This window comes from Idiomarina sp. ST10R2A5 (assembly GCF_051842325.1).
Lineage (GTDB): Bacteria > Pseudomonadota > Gammaproteobacteria > Enterobacterales > Alteromonadaceae > Idiomarina > Idiomarina abyssalis.
On sequence record NZ_JBNIEX010000014.1, the window covers coordinates 1 to 22,323 of the forward strand.

A 22,323-nucleotide genomic window follows, 5' to 3' on the forward strand; every position below is an offset into this window, starting at 1 on the left:
TGGCTCCCCAGGTTGGATTCGAACCAACGACACATGGATTAACAGTCCACCGCTCTAACCAACTGAGCTACTGGGGAACAACATTCAACGGCTGCGAATATTAAAGCTCATACGCAGGGGTGTCAACTATTCTGCGAAGGTTTTTAAAGGAAAAGGGCTCGGTTGTCGAAAAAGTCAGCAAATTGATTTTTTTAGTCACATCAATGCAAAAAGATGAGCTAATCCTTATCGCTGACAATGTCAAGTAACTGTCAAGTTTACATCTATAACATAAGTATTAGCTTTTTCGAGGATCTGATTATCCACAGATATCTGAATGTCGCAGTAGATAAAGGCTACATGATCTTATCCACGGAATCTGTGGATAACCTTGTGTTTAACTCTGTGAAGTCGTAATAATGATGCGGCTTTGAGGGCGATTTCCGTAGTGGTTAAAAAGTAACGATAAAACAAAATATACAGAATAAACAACAGGTTAGTTTATTCTGGTGGATAAATCTTCAGGTTGGTGATCGATTCACCAGTCAATGCGTGAAGAATCAGCAACTTGTGTATTTCTTAGTGAATTTGACTAAAAAACGCGCCAAAAAATCTCATGTTAAATTGAATTATTAGGCTTGACATCGGTCACTTAGATCTGGATCCGATCACTAATGGCAGGAAGGAATTTTTAGTAACTTGTAATAAAAGTATCAAAGTGAAAAGAGTTGGTATTGATGGGATTTATGCTGTAACAAGCGTTCAATTAATAGGTTTTTGGCGCTCATTGCAAAAAATGGCGCCAAAACCTTCATTTTATAAACTTTCTGAGAAAATTTTGATACGTTTAACCGCTTCTTTCAAAACATCCATTCCGGTAGCGAAGGATAAACGGCAATAACCATCCGTGCCAAAAGCCGAGCCTGGCACAAGGGCTACGTTGGCTTCTGTCAGCAGTTTTTCGCACAGTTCAACGTCGCTGCTGACATTGGCTTTAGCCATTAGCTTATCGACCTGAGCAAAAGCGTAAAAAGTACCGTCGCCTGGTACGCAGTCAATGCCGTCAATGCTGTTTAGAGCATCAACCAAATAGTCGTGACGCTCTTTAAATGCAGTCACCATGGTTTTAATACAGCTTTGGTCGCCGTTTAATGCTGCCGCTGCCGCGTACTGGCTAATGCTGGCAGGGTTTGATGTACTTTGTGACTGCATTTTTTTCATAGCAGCAATAATTGGTTTAGGGCCTGCAGCATAACCGATGCGCCAGCCCGTCATAGCGTAAGCTTTGGAGACACCCGTTAGGATGACGGTGCGATCTTTAAGATCCGGAGCCACCATTGGAAAGTTAGCAAAGGGCGAGTCGCTCCAGAGAATATGCTCGTACATATCGTCGGTGGCGATAAGTACATTTGGATAATCACGCAGCACTTCCGCAAGGGCTTCAAGCTCGTTCGCGGTATAAGCTGTTCCGGCCGGGTTGGACGGACTATTGATGAACATTAAACGTGTTTTATCCGTTAGTGCGTTACGCAATTGTTCTGGTGTAATTTTAAAACGTTGGTCTATGCCGGCTTTAACAATAACTGGCGTAGCGCCAACCAACTTGGTCATGTCAGGATACGAAACCCAGTAAGGTGCGGGAATAACAACTTCATCTCCCGGATTTAACCAGGCACTGAGTAAATTGAAAATACTGTGTTTACCACCGGCTGACACAATAATTTCTGAACGTTGGTAGCTAAGGCTGTTGTCGCGTTTTAGCTTTTTAATAACAGCATCTTTTAGCTCATCGATACCATCAACAGCCGTATATTTGGTCTTACCGTCATGGATAGCCTGAATCGCAGCATCTTTAATAAAATCAGGTGTATCAAAATCTGGCTCGCCGACACCCAGACCAATAACATCTTTGCCTTGTTGACGTAATTCATTGGCTTTTTGAGTCACCGCCAGAGTCGGTGACGGCTGAATTGCATTGATACGATCAGAGAGTTGGTAATCCACGTTCAGATCCTGTTTTTCGCAAGGGTTGAAATGCCCATTACTATACGGATCAGAGTGGCTAAAGTCCATTCTCCGTAGCCACAAAGCGCAGTCTCATGTACACTATTCGGCTATCGAACTGAGGAGGGATTGAATGGCAGCTGCCGACGCATCAAGAAGTCTTATCAGCGCGCCGGTAGGACAAAAACTCTGGGAAATGACCTGGCCGGTTATTTTCGGTGTGGCTACCCTTATCAGTTTTAATGTTGTCGATACCTTCTTTATTAGTATGCTTGGAACTGACCCCTTAGCGGCTGTCAGTTTTACATTCCCTGTTACCTTTACTGTTGTCAGCCTCGCTATTGGTCTGGGTATTGGAACCTCTGCGGTTATTGCCCGAAAGTACGGTTCAGATAAACCCGACGAAGCTCATTTTGATGGTTTTTCGGCACTTTCCGTGTCGGCTCTATTAGTCGCGGCTTTGGCCGTAATCGGCTACTTGCTGATGGACCCAATTTTCAGTCTGCTTCAGGCTCAGGATAGGTTAATGCCACTTATCCGGGAGTACATGACGCTATGGTACTTTGGCTGTGTCATGCTGGTGACGCCTATGGTGGGTAATGCCGTATTGCGTGCATCGGGGGATACTCGTACTCCTTCGCTTATTATGGCTTCCGGTGGTTTAGCTAACGCTATTTTCGATCCTATTTTAATTTTTGGTTTGGGGCCTATTCCGGCTATGGGGATTCAGGGCGCGGCGCTGGCCAGTGTCATCTCCTGGTTCAGCGGCGTCTTTTTAGTTTTCTGGTTGCTGCGTCGGAATAAATTGGTGTCTTCAAAACCGCCGGGCGGCAGATTGTTTATTGACGCCTGGATAAAGTCCGCCAGAGGTATTTTAAAAATTGGTATGCCGGCAGCCAGCGCAAATATGCTGACGCCTTTAGCCATGTCAGTAATGACCGCTATTGTTGCTTCCTACGGTGCGCCTGCGGTGGCCGCTTTTGGTGTCGGTTCGCGGCTTGAATCGCTGGCCAGCGTTATTATTCTGGCGTTGTCTATGTCGTTGCCGCCTTTAATTAGCCAAAATTACGGTGCCGACCGCATAGACAGAGTAAAAGAAGCGTATCGAACCGCTCTAAAAGCGGTGTTGGCGATTCAGGCCGTGATTTATCTGCTTATGTTGGTTGGTGCGCATTGGATAGCGCAGATTTTTGCTGAAGAGCAAGCCGTTGCCGACATTGTAAAACTCTTTATTTATATTATGCCGTTGGGTTACGGATTGCAGGGCATTATTATACTGACAAACTCCAGCTTTAATGCTGTGCACCGGCCAATGAATGCCTTATGGCTGAGCATTATTCGTTTATTTGTGTTGTTCGTGCCACTTTCCTATTTGGGAAGTTTATTAGCCGATTTGACCGGTTTATTCATCGGTGGTGTCGTCGCTAATCTGTTTACCGCTATTATTGCGTATTGGTGGTTTTCACGAGAGTTGAGGAGAGAACGTGGCTAAGAAATTTGAACTGGTTTCTAAATACAAGCCGGCGGGTGACCAGCCCAAAGCCATCGAATCGCTGCTCGATAATCTGGATGCCGGTTTGGCGCACCAGGTGCTTCTGGGTGTCACTGGTTCAGGTAAGACCTTTACCATGGCGAATGTAATTGAGCGTTCGCAGCGACCTACGTTGATACTGGCGCACAATAAAACATTGGCGGCGCAGCTGTATGGTGAGATGAAAGAGTATTTTCCCAATAACGCGGTGGAATATTTTGTCTCTTACTATGACTATTATCAACCCGAAGCTTATGTTCCGACGACCGACACCTTCATTGAGAAAGACGCCTCAATTAACGACCATATAGAGCAAATGCGTTTGTCCGCTACCAAGGCGCTTATGGAGCGGCGCGACGTAGTTCTGGTTGCTTCGGTATCGGCCATTTACGGCTTGGGTGACCCCGAGTCTTACATGAAAATGATGCTGCACTTGCGTCGTGGCGACATTATTGATCAGCGAGACATTATTCGACGCCTTGCGCAACTTCAGTACAAACGCAACGATGCGGCTTTTGAGCGCGGCACTTACCGGGTTCGTGGCGATGTTATTGATATCTTCCCGGCAGAGTCGGAAGAGATGGCTGTGCGAGTCGAGTTGTTCGACAGCGAAGTTGACCGCATCAGCTTTTTTGAGCCGCTGACAGGTCAGGTAACAGAAAAAGACGTTGCGCGCGCTACTATTTACCCGAAAACCCATTATGTGACGCCGCGGGAAGTATTGGTTAAAGCCATTGAAAAGATAAAAGATGAACTGAAAGACCGGCGTGAAATTTTGCTTAAACAAAACAAGCTGATTGAAGAGCAACGGATTAGTCAGCGGACACAATTTGATATTGAAATGATGCTGGAGCTTGGTTATTGCTCAGGCATTGAAAACTATTCTCGCTATCTGTCCGGCCGTGCGCCCGGCGAGCCGCCACCAACCTTAATGGACTATTTACCCGATGACGCTCTGCTGATTATTGATGAGTCTCACGTTACCGTTTCTCAGGTTGGGGCTATGTACAAAGGTGACCGCTCACGTAAAGAAAACCTGGTTGAATATGGTTTTCGCTTGCCGTCGGCGCTGGATAACAGACCACTTAAGTTTGATGAGTTTGAAGCCATAGCGCCACAGACAATGTATGTGTCGGCAACGCCGGGTAAATACGAGCTGGAACGCAGTAGCAACGAAGTGGTAGAGCAGGTGGTCAGGCCGACAGGGCTTATTGACCCGCAGATAGAAGTGCGGCCGGTTGCAACACAGGTCGATGACTTAATGTCTGAAATTCGTTTGCGCACCGAGCAGGGCGAACGGGTACTGGCAACCACTTTAACCAAGAAAATGGCAGAAGACTTAGCGGACTATCTGGATGAACACGGAATAAAGGTACGCTATCTGCACTCAGACATTGATACTGTTGAGCGCATGGAAATTATTCGCGATTTACGTCTAGGCGAATTTGACGTGCTGGTAGGAATTAACCTATTACGAGAAGGCTTGGATATGCCCGAAGTGTCTTTGGTGGCAATTCTGGACGCTGATAAGGAAGGCTTCTTGCGTTCTGATCGTTCACTTATTCAGACCATTGGCCGTGCGGCGCGTAATGTTAATGGCCGGGCTATTTTATACGCTGACCGCATTACCGGCTCTATGCAGCGCGCCATGGAAGAAACTGAACGCCGCCGTAATAAACAAATAGCGCATAACAAAGAACACGGAATTACCCCTCAGGGGCTTAATAAAAGTATTACCGATGTGATGGACTTGGGGCAGGGCTCAGCCAAAGCTCGTAAGAGTAAAGCTGAAAAAGCTCTGGCTGAAGTGGCTTCTGGCTATGACGCCCGTACCGTTGTTGTTAAAGACGCAAAAGCTGTCATGAAAGAAATTGAAGCTAAGGAAAAAGAAATGTACAAAGCGGCGCAGAACCTTGAGTTTGAACTAGCCGGAAAGCTTAGGGACGAAGTGGCCGAACTGCGTGAACAATTAAAACGAGCGGTTTAACAGAATACTCTGAGACGAACAGGGTTATCGCTTTTTTCAATTGGTTTTAACAACCTTAATCGGCAATACTTTATACTAAGTCGAAGTGGGAGGTTGTTATGAAAGACGCAGCAAAAACAGTATCATTTGGTATCATGCATTTTACTATCGCCTTTGGCGTTGTCTGGCTGATGACAGGCGATATCGTGCTAGGTGGTGCAATCGCCTTGATTGAGCCTTTAGTGAACACAGTAGGTTACTATTTCCATGAAAAAATCTGGCAGCGCGGAGATAAGCGCCGGGCAGCGGTTGGTCGAGAAAGCGCGATACTTGGATAAAGAGGGCAGAGCGAGCTTCCCGCTCTCGCTCTTGCTGGTTCTGTTATTTGAAATGCGCGGTTATGTCGCCGCCATTATTTCTCTGACTTTCGCTGAAGATCGTACCCGACTGCTAAAACTCTTTTATACCAGTTCGGAGCAATTTGGACTGATGCTGCTGGTCGGATTACCGGCGTTAATTGTTCTGCTGGCAACGACTTTTGCTGGTGAAGATGAGCGCAACTGGGCCAATGTATTAATGCGTTTTGCCCAACCCTTGTTATTACTCTCGCTTATTGTTGATGCAACTCTAATCCTTTGGTTGTTTATTGAACAGCATGGTGCGTTTTCTTTCGGCCGGGCTGGCATTATATTTGGCTGGTTTATTTGTGGTTGGTACTTAATAAATTCCAGGCGTTGGCGGTTCTATCGTCGACATTTAGCTAGTCGTTATTAACACGGCCATTCAGGTAATACCATTTGCCATCTTCTTGCACGAAGTCAGACTGTTCTTCCATAAAAGCTACGTCATTGCCGTCTTTGTAAAAAGCCCGGAAATGAACTTGTCCTTTATTCTGGTCAACGCTGGATGAAATGACCTGCAGTTTAAGCCAATTTGGAGAGTCACTTAAGTCGAGCAACGGCGGGCGCGAGCTACTGTGCCAGGTGGCTTCTAAATAGCTGGCCAGGCGGCCGACAAAGGCACTGTAGCGCGAACGCATAAGTGCTTCCGGAGACGGGGCTGTTGCCTCTCCGCTATGGTAAGCGTAGCAACAATCCTGATAGGTTTTATCTAAGCCGCAAGGGCAGGGTTCTGTCATTTTCATAGCGCGAACTTTACCAGTACGCGCTATGATTTCAACTGCAATTTTAGTCGGTTTTACCCGAATGGTTCTTACCCAGTCCGCCACTGATGGTTAACTGTAAGGCATCAGCTGGTTTTATGGTCAGTGACTCAACGCAGTCACCCGGAACAATCACCATATAACCGCCTACGTTATAACTCATGGGTAAGAACACGGCGACCTGGTCTTCGTTCATGAGTTCGGACAGGCGATCGCCTTTAATGCCACTTTTTTTAGTAACAATGCCAATAAGTCGTAAGTTACTACCGGGCAGGGTAACCAGTACAACTGATTCTTCAGCAAAGTTCTTACCTGACATCATCTCGAACACATCATTAATTGTGCCGTATAAGCTGCGCAACAAAGGCAGTCTATTCATCAGTTTGCCGGGTAGTTGCCATAGTGAATCAATAAAATTCCAACGAGAGCTGAAACCAATAAGAAGTGCAATCGCTAAAAAGCTAATAAAAGCCAAACCAGGGAAGTAAGATGACTCACCGAGTAACGTTGTCCAAATTGGCTTCAGCCAGGTCTCTATTGTGACTAACAGCCATTGTAATAAGGCAAAAGTCACGACAATGGGCAGTAAAATAGCTAACCCTTTAAACAAATACTGTAAGGTTCTTTTCATTATTCAGGCCTTATGGCTTTATGTCAGTCACATTGTGAGAGCAATAGTTTAATCGGACAAGTAATATTCTATGGTGGATACCACCCGTATTTTCTTCAGGTGAGGGTTATGACGGTCGCGTGCACTGATACTAAACTGCCCCTGTCGAGCCTGCTTTATTTTGCCCAGTTCAGAGTTAGAGTCTAAGGCAAACTTTTCGGCTACCTCCCGCGCTTTTTTGGTCGCCTCTTCTATCATTTCGGGTTTCACTTCATTTAAGCGAGTAAATACATAGTCGGGTTGAGCCTGGTAGCTATCGGTAGTAAAGACAATACCTTCTTTGCCCAGTTCACCGAGAAGACTCATGATACCGCGAACTTGCTCAACATTTTCGGAGTATACAGTTATGGTTTTTGTGGCTGTATAGCGAAACTCTGCAGGCTGAGATGAACCATAGCTTTGGGCTGATTTATCGGTAATTGACGGCGCAGACGAAGAAATTTCATCCTGCTCTATGCCTTTATTTTGCAGAAACTCAATGACCTTTTGGTTGGATTTCTCAATGGTTTTATAAATGGCGGTTAAATCATTACTGGCGGTTGTAAATTGAATGGGCCAGATGACGGTGTCAGCAAGGTACTCACGCTCTGACAGCCCTTTTACAGTAACCGTGCGTTCCATCGACTTATGCTCAAGTACTGCATTTGAGCCAATCACAGCAACAATGGCGAAGCTGATGATCAGTGAAATACCGAGTATCAGAGTATTTTTAGTTGAGCTCATTTTAACTCCCATTGTGGTTTACTTACCTACACTATAGGACAAAATTCGTGACAAATGGCTATAGGGCAGCTGGGTTTGTTCGTGCCAGTGGTTAAAGGCATTTTGTGCCTGCTTCAGGCCTTTTTGACTGGTGGGGGAGGCATCTATCAGCTTGTAATTGGTCAGCGCGGTGACAACGTCATTAGACATAATAAAACCGTCCCAGCCAAGTTCGCGCAGAACGTATTGCGGAGTAACGCCGCCCAGCCGAGATCCGTTCTTTTTAAGGTAGTGCAGCAATTCTGCTTGCCGGCTTGATGGCCACTGCGCTAAGAACTTACCAAAGCTGCCGTACTCTTCGGATACTTCCACAATCATACGGGCGTTAGCTGGAACGGTATTTATTTTCTGCTGATTACGAACAATGCGTTCATCTTTTGACAGTTCTTCTAATATCTCTGGTGGTACTTGTTGCCAGTAAAGCGGAACAAAACCTTTAAAAGCTTCCTCAAAACCCGGCCATTTCGCCTCAATAATTCGCCAGACAAAGCCCGCCCGAAAAATACAGCGAGTAATAGTAGCAAGTACCTCCCGGTCTTCGAGTTGCTCTAATTGGTTTACGGACGATACTTTGGGCAGTCGTGCAAGCATCTCACTTTCGCCACCTTTACGCTTGCAGGCTCTGTCATAGAAACGAGAAAAGTCGGTTGTTATATCGGTCATGGTTTTCCTGCTTTTTAATCTAGCATCCAGTCTGCAATGGCGCGGCAATGAAGTTCGGTGGTATCGAACAATGGCAGGGCAGAATGTTCTTGTTGAACCAGCAGACCAATTTCAGTGCAGCCTAAAATAACGCCTTGTGCGCCTTGCGCTGCCAGATCTTCAATAATTCTTAGGTACTGTTTGCGCGCGCTATCAGTAAATTGGCCATGGCACAGTTCTTTAAAAATAATGTTGTCGACTGTATTGCCGTCACTTTCACCGGGTATCAGTACCTTAATGTTTTGTTGTTCAAGGCGCTCTCTATAAAAAGGTTGCTGCATGGTGAAGCGTGTACCCAGCAACCCAACCTGGTTAACGTTGTTTTGTTTCAGGTGCTCCGCCACGGCGTCGACAATGTGCAATAAAGGCAGTTTAACGGCATTTTCAACCTGTGGAGCCACTTTGTGCATCGTATTTGTTGCTATAACAATACTTTCAGCACCCGCTTTTTCCAACTGCCGGGCTTTAGCAATAAGAGCTTGTGTAGCTGCATCCCAGTCGCCCTTACTTTGCATCCCTTCAATAGGCGCAAAGTCGAGACTGGCCAGAAGAATCTCGGCACTGTGCAAGCCTCCCAGGCGTTTATTTATTAGCTGGTTCAAACGCTTATAATAAGTACTGGTTGACTCCCAGCTCATGCCACCAATAATGCCGACTGTTTTCATTAAAACCTCCGCAACCGTCTTTTAAACACAGCCTACCTTAGTTTCTTAAGCAAGTTAACGCAGAGTTTAGATGAAAAATATCTAATTTAGATTGCGTTTATTTTAATTGAACGGTCAATTAACTAAGTTTGATTTTAATTGAATGATCAATTAACCTTAACGCCGTTGTCACATTAGCCCCATACATTAAGGAACTTCACTACAACACAAGAAACAGGAACTTTTATGAAAACTTATGTGCCTATGAAGCAAAGCTTAATCGCACTATCTGTACTATCAGCATTATCTGCTACCTCCCTGCCAGCAATGGCGCAAGACACTCAAGATCAGCAAGCAGAAGAAGAAAAAGAACAAATGGAAGCCATTGTGGTTACTGGCCGCAGTGTTTCTTATGCGAATAACGCCTCTTCTGCAGAAATGAAAAAGCAACAAACGTCTATGACCAGCGCTTTGGCAATGGTTGATAACTTACCCGGCGTTTTGGTAAACGAAGGTGACCCGTTCGGCTCTGATGAATGGTCAACCAGCATCTCAATTCGCGGTTTCCAGTTAGATTTAGAATCTCAGCAAATTGGTATGACTGTAGATGGTATTTCTAACGGCAACTCAAACTACGGCGGTGGTACTAAAGCCAGCCGTTACATTGACACTGAAAACTTACGTGGCACGGAAGTTTCTCAGGGTACAGCCGACATTAGTTCTCGTTCAAACGAGGCTCTGGGCGGTACCTTGAACTTTACGACTATTCGTCCTGCGTACGAAGAACAGTTTACCGTTAGCACCACGATTGGCGAGCATAACGCACAAAAATTGTATGCACGTTACGATACTGGCGAAATCGCTAAAGACACTTACGCGTGGTTCTCCCTTTCGAGCCAACAAAACGACGACTACATGGATGGTTCGGTAACCAATACGCGTGACCATGCTGAAGGTAAAATTATCAGTCGTGTTGGTGACGTAGATTTAACGGGTTACGTGAGTTACGACGACGCTCAGGAATATACCTATCAACGAGTTTATGGTTTAGCACAGTATGAACAAAACTCTGAGTGGGACGGTCTGACTGAAGACTGGACAGGCATTCCTTATCAAGACCAGGCATGGCGTGAAGGTTGGGTAACTGAACGTGAAAACCTGTTTGGTTACCTAAAAGCCGACTTCATGTTGGGTGAAGTGGATATCAGCACTAACGTTTACTATCACGAAAACGAAGGTGCTGGTAAGTGGATTCCATATTACATTGCTGATGTTACCGACGACGGTGCAGGAAACCCTCACTCGGAACTGGACCCTTCAACCACAGCCTACGGCGGTTCTTCACAAGGTTTTATCTATTTTGTTAACCGCGACGGCCAGTCATTATCACCTGAAGCAGGCTGCGAGAGCTCAATTGGTTACCCTTATGGCGGTGGCGGAGCCGAAGTAGACCCGGGTTGCTATGAGCAAGGCGCTATGCCGGTCAGCTCGCATCGTCATACTCACTACGAAAAGCAACGCTACGGCGTCAATGGTGATTTTGTATGGGATACCACAATTGCTGGTATGGCAAACACCTTGCGTGGTGGTTTCTGGTACGAAGATTACCAGCGTGATGAGTACCGTGACTGGCATAAAACCATTGATGCAGCGGCTAGCCCGCGTCCGGAAAGCAACCCTTACTGGGTTCAGTACAGCCGTGAATTCCCGGTCGAAACTTTGATGTACTACATTGAGGACGAGATTGATGCCGGATTTGCGAAATTCCGTCTGGGTGCGAAAAAGTTTGATGTTGAAGTGTCAAAAGAAGACCAGTTTAACCCGGATAACAATCTGAGCGTATCTTCTGACTCTGATGCGTTGCTGTCAGCTGGTTTTGTGGCTCCTTTACCCGTTCGTGGACTTGAGGTTTTCGGTGGTTATGCAGAAAACTTTGCCGCAGTTAAAGATGCAGTATTAGAGCGTGATGACACCGATGTAAGTCAGGTTGAACCGGAAACAGCGGACAACATTGATTTAGGTTTGCGTTATTCAACGCCGGGCTTTAATGCAAGTTTGACTTACTATGATATTACCTTCGAAAACCGCATTACTTTTGTCAGTAACGAAGACGTTGACGGTATCGACTTCTTAGAAGCGGCAGCCGGTGGTTATGTTAACACGGGTGGTATTGAGTCTGACGGTATTGAAGCATCACTGGATTACAACCTGAGTGATAATCTTGGCGTTTATATGTCTTACACAAAAAATGACTCAACCTATACGGATGAAGCATTCCGCGGTAATACCGTACTGGGCAGTGCTCAGGACATGGCCGTTGTTAGTTTTGACTACACTAAAGGTGACTTCTATGCCGGCTTTAGTACTAAGTATGTGGGCGAACGCTACTTAGACCAGGCGAACACTCAGGAAAGCGATTCTTACGTTGTGAGTGACCTTTACATTGGTAAAACCGTTTATGACATTGGTGGTGCAATTGACAGCATGGAGCTGAGTTTCACTGTGAATAATGTCTTTGACGAAGATTACCTTGGTACTATCGCTCCGGGCGCCGGTTGGATTGGTGCGCCACGTACGGTTGCACTTAATGCTAAGTTTGTATTTTAAAACTACCCCGAACCACATGCGGTTAACGCCGCATGTGGTTGCTTTAGTAGCAAGCAACAACAAGGTAATCAATACACATGTATAAACTATTAGCACTATCCACATTACTACTTAGTGGCTCTGTTTTTGCTGATGCACCAGGCCGGATTTTATTTGGTTCATGTTCGCATCAGGACAAAGACATTCCCATTTTTAACAGCATTATTGATGACGACCCTGAAGTTTTTGTGTTTCTTGGGGACAATGTCTATGGCGACACCGAAGACATGTCAGTGTTGCAGAATAAATATGAAAAACTGGGCTCTAAGCCGGGTTTTAAAGAACTAAAAGAGCAAGCAGAGCTCATCGCTATTTGGGATGATCATGACTACGGTGCGAACGACGCCGGCAAGGATTACCCTAAAAAAGAAGCGTCAAGAGATATCATGCTCGACTTCTGGGGTGAGCCGGAGAACTCTCCGCGTCGCACTCGTGAAGATGGTATTTACACCTCTTACACCTACGGTGAAGGTGAAGAAAGCATTCACGTAATTTTACCCGATTTGCGTTGGAACCGGGATGATATTGTCCACGTGACGCGTGAAGAGTATGCAAACGAACGTAAACCGAAAAACATGGGGCCTTATAAAGTTCACAGCGACCCCAACGCCAGTATGATTGGCGAAAAACAATGGCAGTGGCTGGAAGAACAGTTACAAAAGCCGGCGCGTATTAAAGTCATTGGTTCCAGCTTACAGCTTTTAGCTGATTTTACTGGCTGGGAGTCTTGGGCTAATTTTCCCTCTGACCGCCAACGTTTGTTTAATCTTATTAAAAAACATAAGGTTAATGGTGTTATCTTGATAAGTGGCGACACCCACTGGGGGGAAATCAGTTACTACGACGAAGATTTAGACTACCCGCTATGGGAAGTTACGTCATCAGGACTGACTCAGGAATGGAAAGACGTTAGCCCCAATAAACACCGCATCGGTCAGTTTATTAATAAGGTAAATTATGGTGCGCTGGACGTTGACTGGGAAAAAGACGATCCGGTTGTGACTCTTGGACTTTACGATGAAGAAGGTGATGTAGTTAACGAACACCGCTTCAGGCTGTCAACGCTGGAACCTTACGAATAAAAAATTAAACCATGTGAGAAGGCTATGCCAAAAGTAGGAATGGAATCAATGCGGCGTCAGCAGTTAATCGACGCCACTATCGATGTGGTTGCTGACGTAGGCTTACGAGGAGCAACCATAAACTTGATTTCGCGCAGGGCGGGGATGTCGTCCGGTATTATCAGCCATTATTTTGGCGGTAAGCAGGCGCTAATTGAGGCCTCTGTACGGTATTTGCTTTCTCAGCTCAAAATGGAGCAGTCACCGGATAATCCGTATGACCGCTTGATGAAAATTGTTGATTTGAACTTTTCTGATGTGCAACAGGCAGATTCAAGCACAAAAACCTGGTTAAGCTTTTGGGGGCAGTCAATGCATGACGCCGACTTATATCGCTTACAGGAGCTGAATAAGCGCCGGCTTGTGAGTAATTTGCGTTACAGTTTCAAGCAACTATTGAATCCTGAAAGTGCGCGTGAGGCAGCGGAAGTGACGGCCGCGTTAATTGATGGTTTTTGGTTGCGCTGTGCATTAAGCCGGGCAAATGAAGAGAAGTTCAGTCAGGCAAAAAAATACTGCAAAAAATACATTAATGGTGTGCTGGAACAGCACGGTGTCAGCTAAACCATTGCCAAATTATAAGGGAGTTATCGTTGTCCTCTACATTACTTAAAAACTTTATTCATGGCCGTTACGTCGACGACAGTAACCATGAATACTTTGACGTGATCAACCCAGGTACAGGGAAAGTGATTTACACCGTAGAGTCGGCAGGAAAGTCGCTGTTGGAAGACGCGGTGGAAAGTGCTCAAAGAGGGTTTGAGGTTTGGTCACAAACCCCTGCAATTGAGCGAGCCCGAGTATTACAACGTGCAGCGGCGATTCTACGAGAGCGCAATGACGAGCTGGCAAAGCTTGAAGTGCTGGATACCGGTAAGCCCTGGCAGGAAGCTGTTGAAGTCGATGTTCAGACCGGATCGGATGCTATCGAGTATTTTGGCAACTTATGCCCGTCAATGATGGGCGAGCAACAAAGTGTCGGTAACGACTTCTTTTACACACGGCACGAGCCTTTGGGTGTCTGTTTTGGCATTGGCGCATGGAACTACCCGTTGCAAATTGCTTGCTGGAAAGCGGCTGCCGCCCTTGCTGCAGGTAATAGTATGATTTTCAAGCCATCCGAAGAGACACCTCGTGGCGCTGCGATGTTGGCAGAAATATTTATCGAAGCAGGCGTACCGGAAGGCGTATTTAACGTGGTGCATGGTGATGGTGTTGTCGGTAATTATCTGGTTCAGCATCCGTCGATTGCGAAAGTGTCGCTGACAGGTGAAGTAGGCACGGGCAAAAAGGTAATGGCCGCGGCGGCAGGTACCCTGAAGAATGTGACCATGGAACTGGGCGGTAAATCACCGCTTATTGTCTTTGACGATGCTGACATTGATGAAGCGGTAACCGGTGCCATGATGGGTAACTTTTACACCCAGGGCGAGGTCTGCACCAATGGCACTCGGGTCTTCGTGCACAAAGACTGCTACGACACTTTTATGGAGCGTTTATTAGAGCGCACCAAGAACAATATCGTAGTCGGCGATCCTATGGATCCTGAAACCAACCTGGGCGCGCTAATTTCTGAAAATCACCTGCATAAGGTCATGGCTTATATTGAGCTTGGCAAAGAGCAGGGCGCTACTCTGGTATTTGGTGGCGAAAGATTAACGCCTGCGGGCTGTGAGAATGGCTATTTTATTGGCCCCACTATTTTTACTGACTGTACGGACGACATGCGCATTACGCGCGAAGAGATTTTTGGTCCGGTGATGTCCGTTCTGACCTTTGAAACGGAAGAAGAGGTCATTCAACGAGCTAACAATACTGATTACGGACTGGCAGCTGGTATTTTCTGTCAGGACTTGCGCAGAGCTCATCGTGTCATCGCTCAGCTGGAAGCCGGTATTTGCTGGATTAATGCCTATGCTAATTCGCCGGTAGAGATGCCGGTAGGTGGTTACAAGCAATCGGGTGTTGGTCGTGAAAATGGTGTGGAAGCACTTAAGTCTTATACTCAGACAAAATCAATTTATGTCGGAATGGATAAGCTGGAAGGTCCATTCTAATGACAGTGAATGAGAAATTCGATTACATCATTGTGGGGGCGGGTTCGGCCGGCTGTGTGCTGGCCAATCGGTTAACAGAAGATCCGGATGTCTCGGTATTGTTATTAGAGACTGGCGGCTCAGACAAAAGCATTTTTATTCAGATGCCAACCGCGCTGTCGATTCCGATGAATACGAAAAAGTACGCCTGGCAGTTCCATTCGGAACCAGAACCTTACCTGAACAATCGCGAAATGCATTGCCCCCGGGGCAAGGTTCTTGGTGGCTCCTCGTCGATTAACGGCATGGTTTATGTTCGCGGTCATGCGCGGGACTTTGATGAGTGGCAAGAGCATGGTGCTGACGGCTGGGACTACCAGAGCTGTCTGCCGTATTTTAAAAAGGCGGAAGACTGGGCTTTTGGTGCCGATGAATACCGTTCGAAAGATGGCCCTTTGGCGGTGAATAACGGTAACAATATGCAAAACCCGTTGTACAAAGCCTTTATTAAGGCCGGAGTTGACGCCGGTTATATGGAGACCCGTGACTATAACGGTTTTCAGCAAGAAGGTTTTGGTGCCATGCATATGACCGTGAAAAACGGTGTGCGCTGGTCCGCTGCTAATGCTTATTTAAGGCCAGCTATGAGCAGACCTAACCTGGCAATAAAAACCGGGGTTCAGGTCAGTAAAGTGCTGCTGGAAGATAAGCGGGCTATTGGTGTCGAGCTTTATGAGAAAAACAGCGTTGCTCGCTTTTTTGTGAATAAAGAAGTGCTTTTAAGTGCAGGTTCCATTGGCTCTCCGCATATTCTGCAGCTATCGGGTATTGGTAACAACGAGACCCTATCTGCAGCAGGCATTGAAACTCTGCATGAGCTGCCTGGTGTCGGGGAAAACTTGCAGGACCATTTGGAGTTTTATTTTCAGTATCAGTGCAAAAAGCCGCTGACGCTGAACAGTAAGCTAGGACCTCTGAGCAAGTTGGCTATTGGTGTACGCTGGATTTTATTCAAAACCGGCTTAGGCGCAACGAATCATTTTGAATCCTGCGGTTTTATTCGCTCGAAAGAAGGTGTTGAGTGGCCTGATCTGCAATACCATTTTTTGCCGGCAGCCATTCGCTACGATGGTAAATCTGCTTTTGAAGGGCATGGTTTTCAGCTACACATTGGGCACAATAAGCCTAAAAGCCGTGGTTGGGTTAAAGTGAAAAGCTCAGACCCTTTTACCTCGCCTCAGATTCAATTCAATTATTTGCAGCACCAGGACGACATTGAAGCATTCCGAGCCTGCGTACGATTATCCCGCGAGATTATTGCTCAGCCGGCAATGGATGAATACCGCGGCCAGGAAATACAGCCCGGAAAAGACATTGTGACCGATGAGCAGATAGATGCCTTCGTGCGTGAAGCCGTAGAAAGTGCTTATCACCCCTGCGGCAGTTGTCGTATGGGTGCCGAAGATGACGGTATGGCAGTGATTGACTCACAAATGCGTGTGCGGGGCTTACAAGGACTTAGAGTTATTGACTCGTCGGTTTTCCCAACGATTCCAAACGGCAACCTGAACGCGCCAACCATCATGGTCGCGGAGCGAGCGGCTGATATAATCAAGCATCAGAACCTGCCGAGAGCTGAAGTTGATGTTTATAGAGACCCGCAATGGCAACAGCGCCAGCGTAGTGGTGAGGCCAAGCGGAGCGCGTCATGTTAACTCTTGTCAGTATTGGCATGCTTTTTTTCATGGCCATGGTGGTCTTTATAGTTATGCGCTGGGGTCGGCTGAAACTTAACGGTCGCTACCCGGTGTCTACTATGACATTCATTGCTATTCTGTTTACCTCGGGTCTGGATGTTGGACTCATTATGTTCCCGCTGACAGAGTTCCCGGTTTATGCCGATATAAAAGAAAACAGCGAGTACGCTTTTGCCAACCCTTTGGCTATTGAGTTTGGCTTCTGGGGCTTTCTGGTCTGGGCCATTTACTTTGTCACTTGTTTTTATTTCTGCGCAATTGAACCCAAGGTTAAATTCTTTGAGATTACCTGGGTTAAGTGGATTAATAACATCGTGATAATTGGCACCTGTGCTTTTACCGCGCATTTGTTATTTGCGAACTTGAGCTGGTATTTACCCAGTATTGCGGTTAGCGAAGGCTTCCCCTGGTACTACGCGCTGATTGTCGGCGGCACCATTTTATTTGCGGTGTACTCAAGTACCGAGCTTAAGTTTGTTAAGATTCTTAGCTTGTCATCTGGTGGGTTGTTCTTTGCGTTAATTCTTGGGCTAGGCAGTATCGCTTTACTGTCTGACAATGTTTCTGCGCCTGACTATTTTAGTACTTTACCCTTATTGACCGACTACTTTGAACATCTGCACCGGTTTGTTCTGCCGATTAATGATTACCATGCGTTTTACCTGTTCTGGTGGTTTGCCTGGAGCATTATGATTGGTCAGTTCACTGCGCGCTTTGTTGGTAACATGCGCACCATCTGGCTGTTCTTAGCCATGCTGATATGGCCGTCATTGTCCATTGGTCTCTGGTTTAGTGTTTTATACTTATTCCACTTAAAAGGACTGGATACTTCCGGATTCATTAATCTGGCGATGGTGTTTGTTGGAATTGTTTTCGTGATCAACTCGCTGGACTCTTTAATCCGGCTTTATTCCGACAACCTGAACTTGACAGTAGCGCGTTTTGGCAAACAAAAATATATGGCCTTACATGCCTTTTTGATGATGTCATTAACTGTACTATTTAGCGTTCAGTTTATAAAAATTCAGTGGGTTGGTGCGTTGGTTATTGGTATTGGTTTGTGTTGCTTTGTTTACATAGCGCTTGGTAAGCAACAGCAGCCGCTGCCTAAAACTGAGGCATTGGTACCAATGCCCAAGAAGAAGTAACCTGATGCCATTGCATCAGGTTATGTTCAGTCCCCAGTCGTTATAGGCTGCTTGCGCGAGTTCATCCCGGAATTTAGGGTCGGCAATATGAATCAGCTCGCGCGCTCGTTCGCTCATGCTCTTGGCGCGTAAGTTAGCGACACCATGTTCAGTGACAATGTAATGCACATGGGCGCGAGTGGTGACCACGCCGGCGCCAGGAGCAAGCAGTGAGCTAATGCGTGAGACAGTGCCGCCGCAGGCTGTTGAAGGCAGAGCAATAACCGAACGACCGCCTTCCGACAAGCTGGCACCGCGCACAAAGTCCATTTGGCCGCCGACGCCCGAGTATATTTTCGTACCAATAGAGTCCGCACAGACTTGCCCACTCAGGTCGACCTGCAAGGCGCTATTTATAGACATAACCTGCTTGTTTTGGCGAATAACCGAGGTGTCATTGGTGTACTCAACATCAAGGAAGAAAACTTCCTGGTTATCATCAACAAAGTCATAAAGTGCCTGAGAACCCATCGCAAAAGTGGTGACAATGCGGCCACGGTGCTTACGCTTGCGGCTGTTGTTTATGACGCCACGCTCAACCAGCGGTAATACGCCGTCAGAGAACATTTCGGTGTGAATGCCTAAGTCTTTATGATGATGAAGACAAGCTAAAGTCGCGTCTGGTATTGCGCCAATACCCATTTGCAAACAATCCCCATCATTAATAAGGTCGGCAACGCGTTCGCCAATTTTTTGTGTCACAGGGTTTTGTGGTGGTTGGTTGTGCAGTGGGATAGGAGCCGCTTCCTCGTAATAACGGTCAAACCGCTTTAACGAGACTAACGCATCGCCGTGCGTCCGTGGCATGTTGGGGTTTATCCAGGCAACCACTTTTTTCGCAACTTGCAGTGCGGCCCGGGTTGCTTCAACCGAGATACCTAAACTGCAATTACCGTGTTTATCCGGTGGTGACACCTGAATGATTGCGGCATCCAATGGCTGTTCGCCAGAGCGAAACAGCTTGGGAATTTCAGAGAGAAAAATAGGGACATAGTCGGCTAGACCTTGATTCACCGCCTGCCGAGTTGAGGCCCCAACAAAGAAAGCACGTTGGCGAAGATGTCCTTTAAGCTCAGGGTCACAGAGTATCTCGCTGTACTCTGTATGCAACTGTAACAACGTCAGGTCTTTACGTTGTGCAGCGATTTTTTTCAGACCTTCCAGAAGTTTATAAGGGGTGGCAGCCATCGACTGGCACCAGATGACATCGCCATCGTTGAGAATTGACAGGGCTTCTACCGCTGAGTTTACCTTCATTACTGCTTCCTTTTTAAGCGAGAAGTATTGAGCGAGATCAGAAGTATAACCGCTTTGGCTGTGAGGGTATTTACCCAGTAAGTAATACTTCTTTCGTTTGTCATACTACTGTCATAAAAAATTCATACCCTTAACAAAATAGATCATTGCGGAATGTGAAGGTGCTGTCTATTATTCCGCCACTTTTATTGTTGGGTGTTTGCTATGTCAATTCGTAATAAGCTTCTTTCTGTTGGTTTGATCGCCACAGCGGCCTTTATTTTGTTGCTTGCCTTAATGATGCTTTTCCAGTCACAAGTGAGTGAATTACATCGTGCGAGTGAACTTCGAGAGTCCGTACACAATAGCTTGCTGCAATTGCGCCGTGCGGAAAAAGACTTTCTGTTACGAATGGATAAGAGCTACTCAGAGAAGTTAGCTCAACAAGCTGCCATAACTGACAATCGGCTTGAGCAGCTTAATGCTCTGGTTGATGATAAAGCTTCCTCTCAACTGATTGAACAGTTAGAAAGCCAGGTAGAACGTTATAGCGAAAACTTTGAGCACTTGGTCAACGCATTTCAGCAGCGTGGGTTAGATGAAAATAGCGGTGCTTATGGCGCGCTGCGTTCAGCAACTCATGAGTTAGAAAAAGCGATTGATACTGCCGGACGTACTGAGCTTTTGGTTACTTTGCTGCAGGTTCGTCGCAGCGAAAAGGACTTTATGTTGCGCTTTGACGATAAGTATCTCGGCCGGGTAGAGGGCTTGCTGGACGAATTAAAAAGAGAGTTATCTGCAACGCCTGAACTTGCGGAAAAAGTCGATGCGTACCGCCGTGATTTTGGTCGCTATGCTGCACTTTCTAAGGAAATAGGGCTTGATGAAGAGTCTGGAATAAAAGGCGAGGTCAGAACTATTGCCAGCAATATGGAAGCGTCGCTTGATCAGTTAGATAAAGAGCTGAGCGAATTGCTCGCCTCTCGTCAGGCAACCATGAAGTGGGTACCTGTCGTTGTATTTGCTGTTATCGCACTCATTGTTATTGCAATGCTGGTCTGGGTGATACGTTCCATTAATCAGCCGCTGACCCAATTGCGTGAAGATATGCAAAGGGTCCAGACGAGTAATGACCTGACGTTGTCCTCGGAGAAGTTCCGTGATGACGAGCTTGGTGATTTGGTTGATAGCTTTAATGAACTGCTAAGTTATTTCCGCAGTGTTATTCAGCAAATAAACCAGTCTGTCGAAACAGTGAATAGCCTTACACAGCAAGTGTCTGATACGGTGACCCATACTTCACAAAACTTGGATATGCAGTCGCATGAAGTGGATCAGGTCGCTGCTGCTATTAATGAAATGGGTAGCACGGCACACACTATTGCCAATGATGCGGAAGATACTGCTGAGCAAGTGAACAGTCTGTCTGAACAAGCGAAACATGGTAGTACCTCGGTACAGGCTGGTGTTGAGAAAGTGCGTTATTTAGCAGAACGGTTGAACAGTAGCGTAACCGAGGCGAACACTCTGGCAGAACGTAGTGCGTCTATTACACAAATTGTGACGGTCATTAATGGTATTGCTGAACAAACCAATTTATTGGCGCTGAATGCGGCTATTGAAGCTGCCCGCGCAGGTGAGCAGGGGCGAGGGTTTGCTGTGGTGGCGGATGAAGTCCGTACGCTGGCTTCCCGTACTCAGAAGTCTATTGGTGAGATAGAGTCAATTACTAGTCAACTGAACCAGCAAACTCAGATTATTGTGAATACCCTGCAGGAGTGTAATGAGCTGGGTGAAGAGAGTGCGCAGCACTCTACTGAATCCGATGAGCTATTCAACCGCATTCATACTGAGCTGGTTAAAATTAACGACCGTTCGGCCTCTATTGCTACTGCGGTTGAGGAGCAGTCTGCAGTTGTCGACGAAACCGCAAGAAACATTACCCGGGTGCGGGACGCAGGCGTGGAAGCGGCAAATGATGCACAGTCAAACGCTGACGCAGTCACTCAGGTTCGTCAACAAGCTGAGCAGCTGCGTCAGGCGGTTATAAAATTTACCGTATGATATGACGTATCACACGGTCAGGTACTTCGCATGGAAGCGAAGCTGAGCTTCGATAAATGACGAGATGAAGTAATAGCTGTGGTCGTAACCGTCGTGTAAATGAACCGTACCGCCGCCGTTAACTTCGTTAATGGCGTCTTTTAAGTTCTCCGGTTTTAACTGTTCTTCTAAAAATCCGTCAGCTAAGCCCTGATCAACTCGAACTGGGAGTGTCTGACCTTTAGATTTGATGATCTCAACAGCGTCGTATTGCTTCCATTGTTCGCGATCATCGCCTAAATACGCGCTAAAGGCTTTTTCACCCCAGGGGCATTGTGTTGGGTTGGTAATCGGTGAGAATGCAGAAATGCTGGTGTAGCGGTCACTGTTACGTAAGCCAATAACTAAAGCCCCGTGTCCGCCCATGGAATGACCTGCAATAGCGCGCTTGTCATTAACTGGCAGCTCCGTTTCGACCAACTCCGGCAGCTCTTTCACAATGTAGTCGTACATTTGATAATTCGACTTCCACGGCTCTTCAGTCGCGTTGACGTAAAAGCCTGCACCTAAACCTAAGTCGTAAGCGCCGTCTGCATCGTCGGCTACATCGTCTCCACGCGGGCTGGTATCGGGAATAATTAAGGCAATACCCAGCTCTGTGGCTACTCGCTGTGCGCCGGCTTTGGTGGAAAAGTTTTCGTCGGTGCAGGTTAAGCCCGATAAAAAGTAGACCGCCGGAACCTCCGTTTTCTCTGCGCGTAATGGCAAAAAAACACTGAACTGCATAGTGCAGTTCAGTACTTCAGAGTCATGTTCAAAGCGCAGCTGACGACCGCCAAAACAGCGGGTTTCGCTAACTTGTTTCATTACTGACTCC

19 protein-coding genes and 1 tRNA gene are annotated in these 22,323 nt (G+C 46.6%); 11 read left to right on the forward strand and 9 right to left on the reverse strand.

From position 1 onward, the window contains the following. A tRNA-Asn gene (locus tag ACP7FG_RS12705) sits at window positions 1-77 on the reverse strand. Between the two features lie 718 nt (window positions 78-795). Then, complete coding sequence (locus ACP7FG_RS12710) at window positions 796-1,983, reverse strand: pyridoxal phosphate-dependent aminotransferase (protein ID WP_439226600.1); 1,188 nt, start codon at window positions 1,981-1,983, stop codon at window positions 796-798. A 133-nt stretch (window positions 1,984-2,116) separates the two neighbouring features. Between ACP7FG_RS12710 and ACP7FG_RS12715 the strand changes: the two genes are divergently transcribed. The 4 genes from ACP7FG_RS12715 (at window position 2,117) to ACP7FG_RS12730 (ending at window position 6,254) form a co-directional block, all read left to right on the forward strand. Then, on the forward strand, window positions 2,117-3,475 hold the full coding sequence (locus ACP7FG_RS12715; protein ID WP_439226601.1) for an MATE family efflux transporter: 1,359 nt from the start codon (window positions 2,117-2,119) through the stop codon (window positions 3,473-3,475). Further along, a complete protein-coding gene (uvrB, locus tag ACP7FG_RS12720; protein WP_222235587.1) occupies window positions 3,468-5,501 on the forward strand; it encodes an excinuclease ABC subunit UvrB in 2,034 nt (677 codons plus the stop codon). The genes ACP7FG_RS12715 and uvrB overlap by 8 nt, the downstream gene beginning before the upstream one ends. 98 nt (window positions 5,502-5,599) lie before the next feature. Further along, on the forward strand, window positions 5,600-5,818 hold the full coding sequence (locus ACP7FG_RS12725; protein ID WP_222235586.1) for a DUF2061 domain-containing protein: 219 nt from the start codon (window positions 5,600-5,602) through the stop codon (window positions 5,816-5,818). After that, on the forward strand, window positions 5,748-6,254 hold the full coding sequence (locus tag ACP7FG_RS12730) for a DUF2919 family protein (RefSeq protein ID WP_417435141.1): 507 nt from the start codon (window positions 5,748-5,750) through the stop codon (window positions 6,252-6,254). The genes ACP7FG_RS12725 and ACP7FG_RS12730 overlap by 71 nt, the downstream gene beginning before the upstream one ends. Here ACP7FG_RS12730 and ACP7FG_RS12735 read toward each other — a convergent pair. From ACP7FG_RS12735 to ACP7FG_RS12755, 5 genes are read right to left on the reverse strand one after another with little or no spacing between them, the layout of a single operon-like run. Then, a complete protein-coding gene (locus ACP7FG_RS12735) occupies window positions 6,241-6,708 on the reverse strand; it encodes a YchJ family protein (protein ID WP_439226602.1) in 468 nt (155 codons plus the stop codon). The genes ACP7FG_RS12730 and ACP7FG_RS12735 overlap by 14 nt on opposite strands. After that, the gene (locus ACP7FG_RS12740) at window positions 6,668-7,273 is read right to left on the reverse strand and encodes a DUF502 domain-containing protein (protein ID WP_439226603.1); all 606 of its coding nucleotides are present in this window, start codon (window positions 7,271-7,273) and stop codon (window positions 6,668-6,670) included. The genes ACP7FG_RS12735 and ACP7FG_RS12740 overlap by 41 nt, the downstream gene beginning before the upstream one ends. Window positions 7,274-7,321: 48 nt before the next feature. Further along, window positions 7,322-8,035, reverse strand: coding sequence for an SIMPL domain-containing protein (locus ACP7FG_RS12745; protein ID WP_439226604.1), 714 nt, complete (start codon window positions 8,033-8,035; stop codon window positions 7,322-7,324). A gap of 18 nt (window positions 8,036-8,053) precedes the next feature. Next, the gene (locus ACP7FG_RS12750; RefSeq protein ID WP_439226605.1) at window positions 8,054-8,737 is read right to left on the reverse strand and encodes a DNA-3-methyladenine glycosylase I; all 684 of its coding nucleotides are present in this window, start codon (window positions 8,735-8,737) and stop codon (window positions 8,054-8,056) included. A 14-nt stretch (window positions 8,738-8,751) separates the two neighbouring features. Further along, complete coding sequence (locus ACP7FG_RS12755; RefSeq protein WP_224797186.1) at window positions 8,752-9,441, reverse strand: aspartate/glutamate racemase family protein; 690 nt, start codon at window positions 9,439-9,441, stop codon at window positions 8,752-8,754. Window positions 9,442-9,666: 225 nt separating this feature from the next. Here ACP7FG_RS12755 and ACP7FG_RS12760 point away from each other — a divergent pair, with 225 nt between their 5' ends. The 6 genes from ACP7FG_RS12760 to ACP7FG_RS12785 all read left to right on the forward strand — a co-directional run bounded on the left by ACP7FG_RS12760 (window position 9,667) and on the right by ACP7FG_RS12785 (window position 18,128). Then, on the forward strand, window positions 9,667-12,027 hold the full coding sequence (locus tag ACP7FG_RS12760) for a TonB-dependent receptor domain-containing protein (RefSeq protein WP_439226606.1): 2,361 nt from the start codon (window positions 9,667-9,669) through the stop codon (window positions 12,025-12,027). Between the two features lie 77 nt (window positions 12,028-12,104). Continuing rightward, window positions 12,105-13,148, forward strand: a complete 1,044-nt coding sequence (locus ACP7FG_RS12765; RefSeq protein ID WP_439226607.1) for an alkaline phosphatase D family protein — start codon at window positions 12,105-12,107, stop codon at window positions 13,146-13,148. A 24-nt stretch (window positions 13,149-13,172) separates the two neighbouring features. After that, on the forward strand, window positions 13,173-13,751 hold the full coding sequence (betI, locus tag ACP7FG_RS12770) for a transcriptional regulator BetI (protein WP_034821844.1): 579 nt from the start codon (window positions 13,173-13,175) through the stop codon (window positions 13,749-13,751). A gap of 29 nt (window positions 13,752-13,780) precedes the next feature. Further along, a complete protein-coding gene (gene betB, locus ACP7FG_RS12775) occupies window positions 13,781-15,244 on the forward strand; it encodes a betaine-aldehyde dehydrogenase (RefSeq protein WP_439226608.1) in 1,464 nt (487 codons plus the stop codon). Next, on the forward strand, window positions 15,244-16,938 hold the full coding sequence (gene betA / locus ACP7FG_RS12780; protein ID WP_439226609.1) for a choline dehydrogenase: 1,695 nt from the start codon (window positions 15,244-15,246) through the stop codon (window positions 16,936-16,938). The genes betB and betA overlap by 1 nt, the downstream gene beginning before the upstream one ends. Beyond that, window positions 16,932-18,128: a BCCT family transporter gene (locus ACP7FG_RS12785; RefSeq protein ID WP_439226610.1), complete on the forward strand. Its 1,197-nt coding sequence runs from the start codon at window positions 16,932-16,934 to the stop codon at window positions 18,126-18,128. The genes betA and ACP7FG_RS12785 overlap by 7 nt, the downstream gene beginning before the upstream one ends. Window positions 18,129-18,143: 15 nt before the next feature. Here ACP7FG_RS12785 and ACP7FG_RS12790 read toward each other — a convergent pair whose 3' ends face one another. Further along, window positions 18,144-19,424, reverse strand: coding sequence for an acetyl-CoA hydrolase/transferase family protein (locus tag ACP7FG_RS12790; protein ID WP_439226611.1), 1,281 nt, complete (start codon window positions 19,422-19,424; stop codon window positions 18,144-18,146). Between the two features lie 204 nt (window positions 19,425-19,628). On the opposite strand from ACP7FG_RS12790, the gene ACP7FG_RS12795 reads away from it, so the two are divergent. Beyond that, window positions 19,629-21,467 (forward strand): methyl-accepting chemotaxis protein, encoded by a 1,839-nt coding sequence (locus ACP7FG_RS12795; protein ID WP_439226612.1) that lies wholly within the window; start codon window positions 19,629-19,631, stop codon window positions 21,465-21,467. Between the two features lie 9 nt (window positions 21,468-21,476). On the opposite strand, the gene fghA is transcribed toward ACP7FG_RS12795, so the two are convergent. Further along, window positions 21,477-22,313 (reverse strand): S-formylglutathione hydrolase, encoded by an 837-nt coding sequence (gene fghA, locus ACP7FG_RS12800; RefSeq protein ID WP_439226613.1) that lies wholly within the window; start codon window positions 22,311-22,313, stop codon window positions 21,477-21,479. Window positions 22,314-22,323 lie beyond the last annotated feature (10 nt).

Coding starts and splice junctions, on each gene's coding strand:
- ACP7FG_RS12725 (WP_222235586.1), top strand. CDS start 5,600: ATGAAAGACGCAGCAAAAACAGTATCATTTGGTATCATGCATTTTACT.
- ACP7FG_RS12760 (WP_439226606.1), top strand. CDS start 9,667: ATGAAAACTTATGTGCCTATGAAGCAAAGCTTAATCGCACTATCTGTA.
- ACP7FG_RS12730 (WP_417435141.1), top strand. CDS start 5,748: ATGAAAAAATCTGGCAGCGCGGAGATAAGCGCCGGGCAGCGGTTGGTC.
- ACP7FG_RS12790 (WP_439226611.1), bottom strand. CDS start 19,424: ATGAAGGTAAACTCAGCGGTAGAAGCCCTGTCAATTCTCAACGATGGC.
- ACP7FG_RS12740 (WP_439226603.1), bottom strand. CDS start 7,273: ATGAAAAGAACCTTACAGTATTTGTTTAAAGGGTTAGCTATTTTACTG.
- ACP7FG_RS12750 (WP_439226605.1), bottom strand. CDS start 8,737: ATGACCGATATAACAACCGACTTTTCTCGTTTCTATGACAGAGCCTGC.
- ACP7FG_RS12785 (WP_439226610.1), top strand. CDS start 16,932: ATGTTAACTCTTGTCAGTATTGGCATGCTTTTTTTCATGGCCATGGTG.
- ACP7FG_RS12755 (WP_224797186.1), bottom strand. CDS start 9,441: ATGAAAACAGTCGGCATTATTGGTGGCATGAGCTGGGAGTCAACCAGT.
- ACP7FG_RS12795 (WP_439226612.1), top strand. CDS start 19,629: ATGTCAATTCGTAATAAGCTTCTTTCTGTTGGTTTGATCGCCACAGCG.
- ACP7FG_RS12745 (WP_439226604.1), bottom strand. CDS start 8,035: ATGAGCTCAACTAAAAATACTCTGATACTCGGTATTTCACTGATCATC.
- ACP7FG_RS12765 (WP_439226607.1), top strand. CDS start 12,105: ATGTATAAACTATTAGCACTATCCACATTACTACTTAGTGGCTCTGTT.
- fghA (WP_439226613.1), bottom strand. CDS start 22,313: ATGAAACAAGTTAGCGAAACCCGCTGTTTTGGCGGTCGTCAGCTGCGC.
- betI (WP_034821844.1), top strand. CDS start 13,173: ATGCCAAAAGTAGGAATGGAATCAATGCGGCGTCAGCAGTTAATCGAC.
- betA (WP_439226609.1), top strand. CDS start 15,244: ATGACAGTGAATGAGAAATTCGATTACATCATTGTGGGGGCGGGTTCG.
- ACP7FG_RS12715 (WP_439226601.1), top strand. CDS start 2,117: ATGGCAGCTGCCGACGCATCAAGAAGTCTTATCAGCGCGCCGGTAGGA.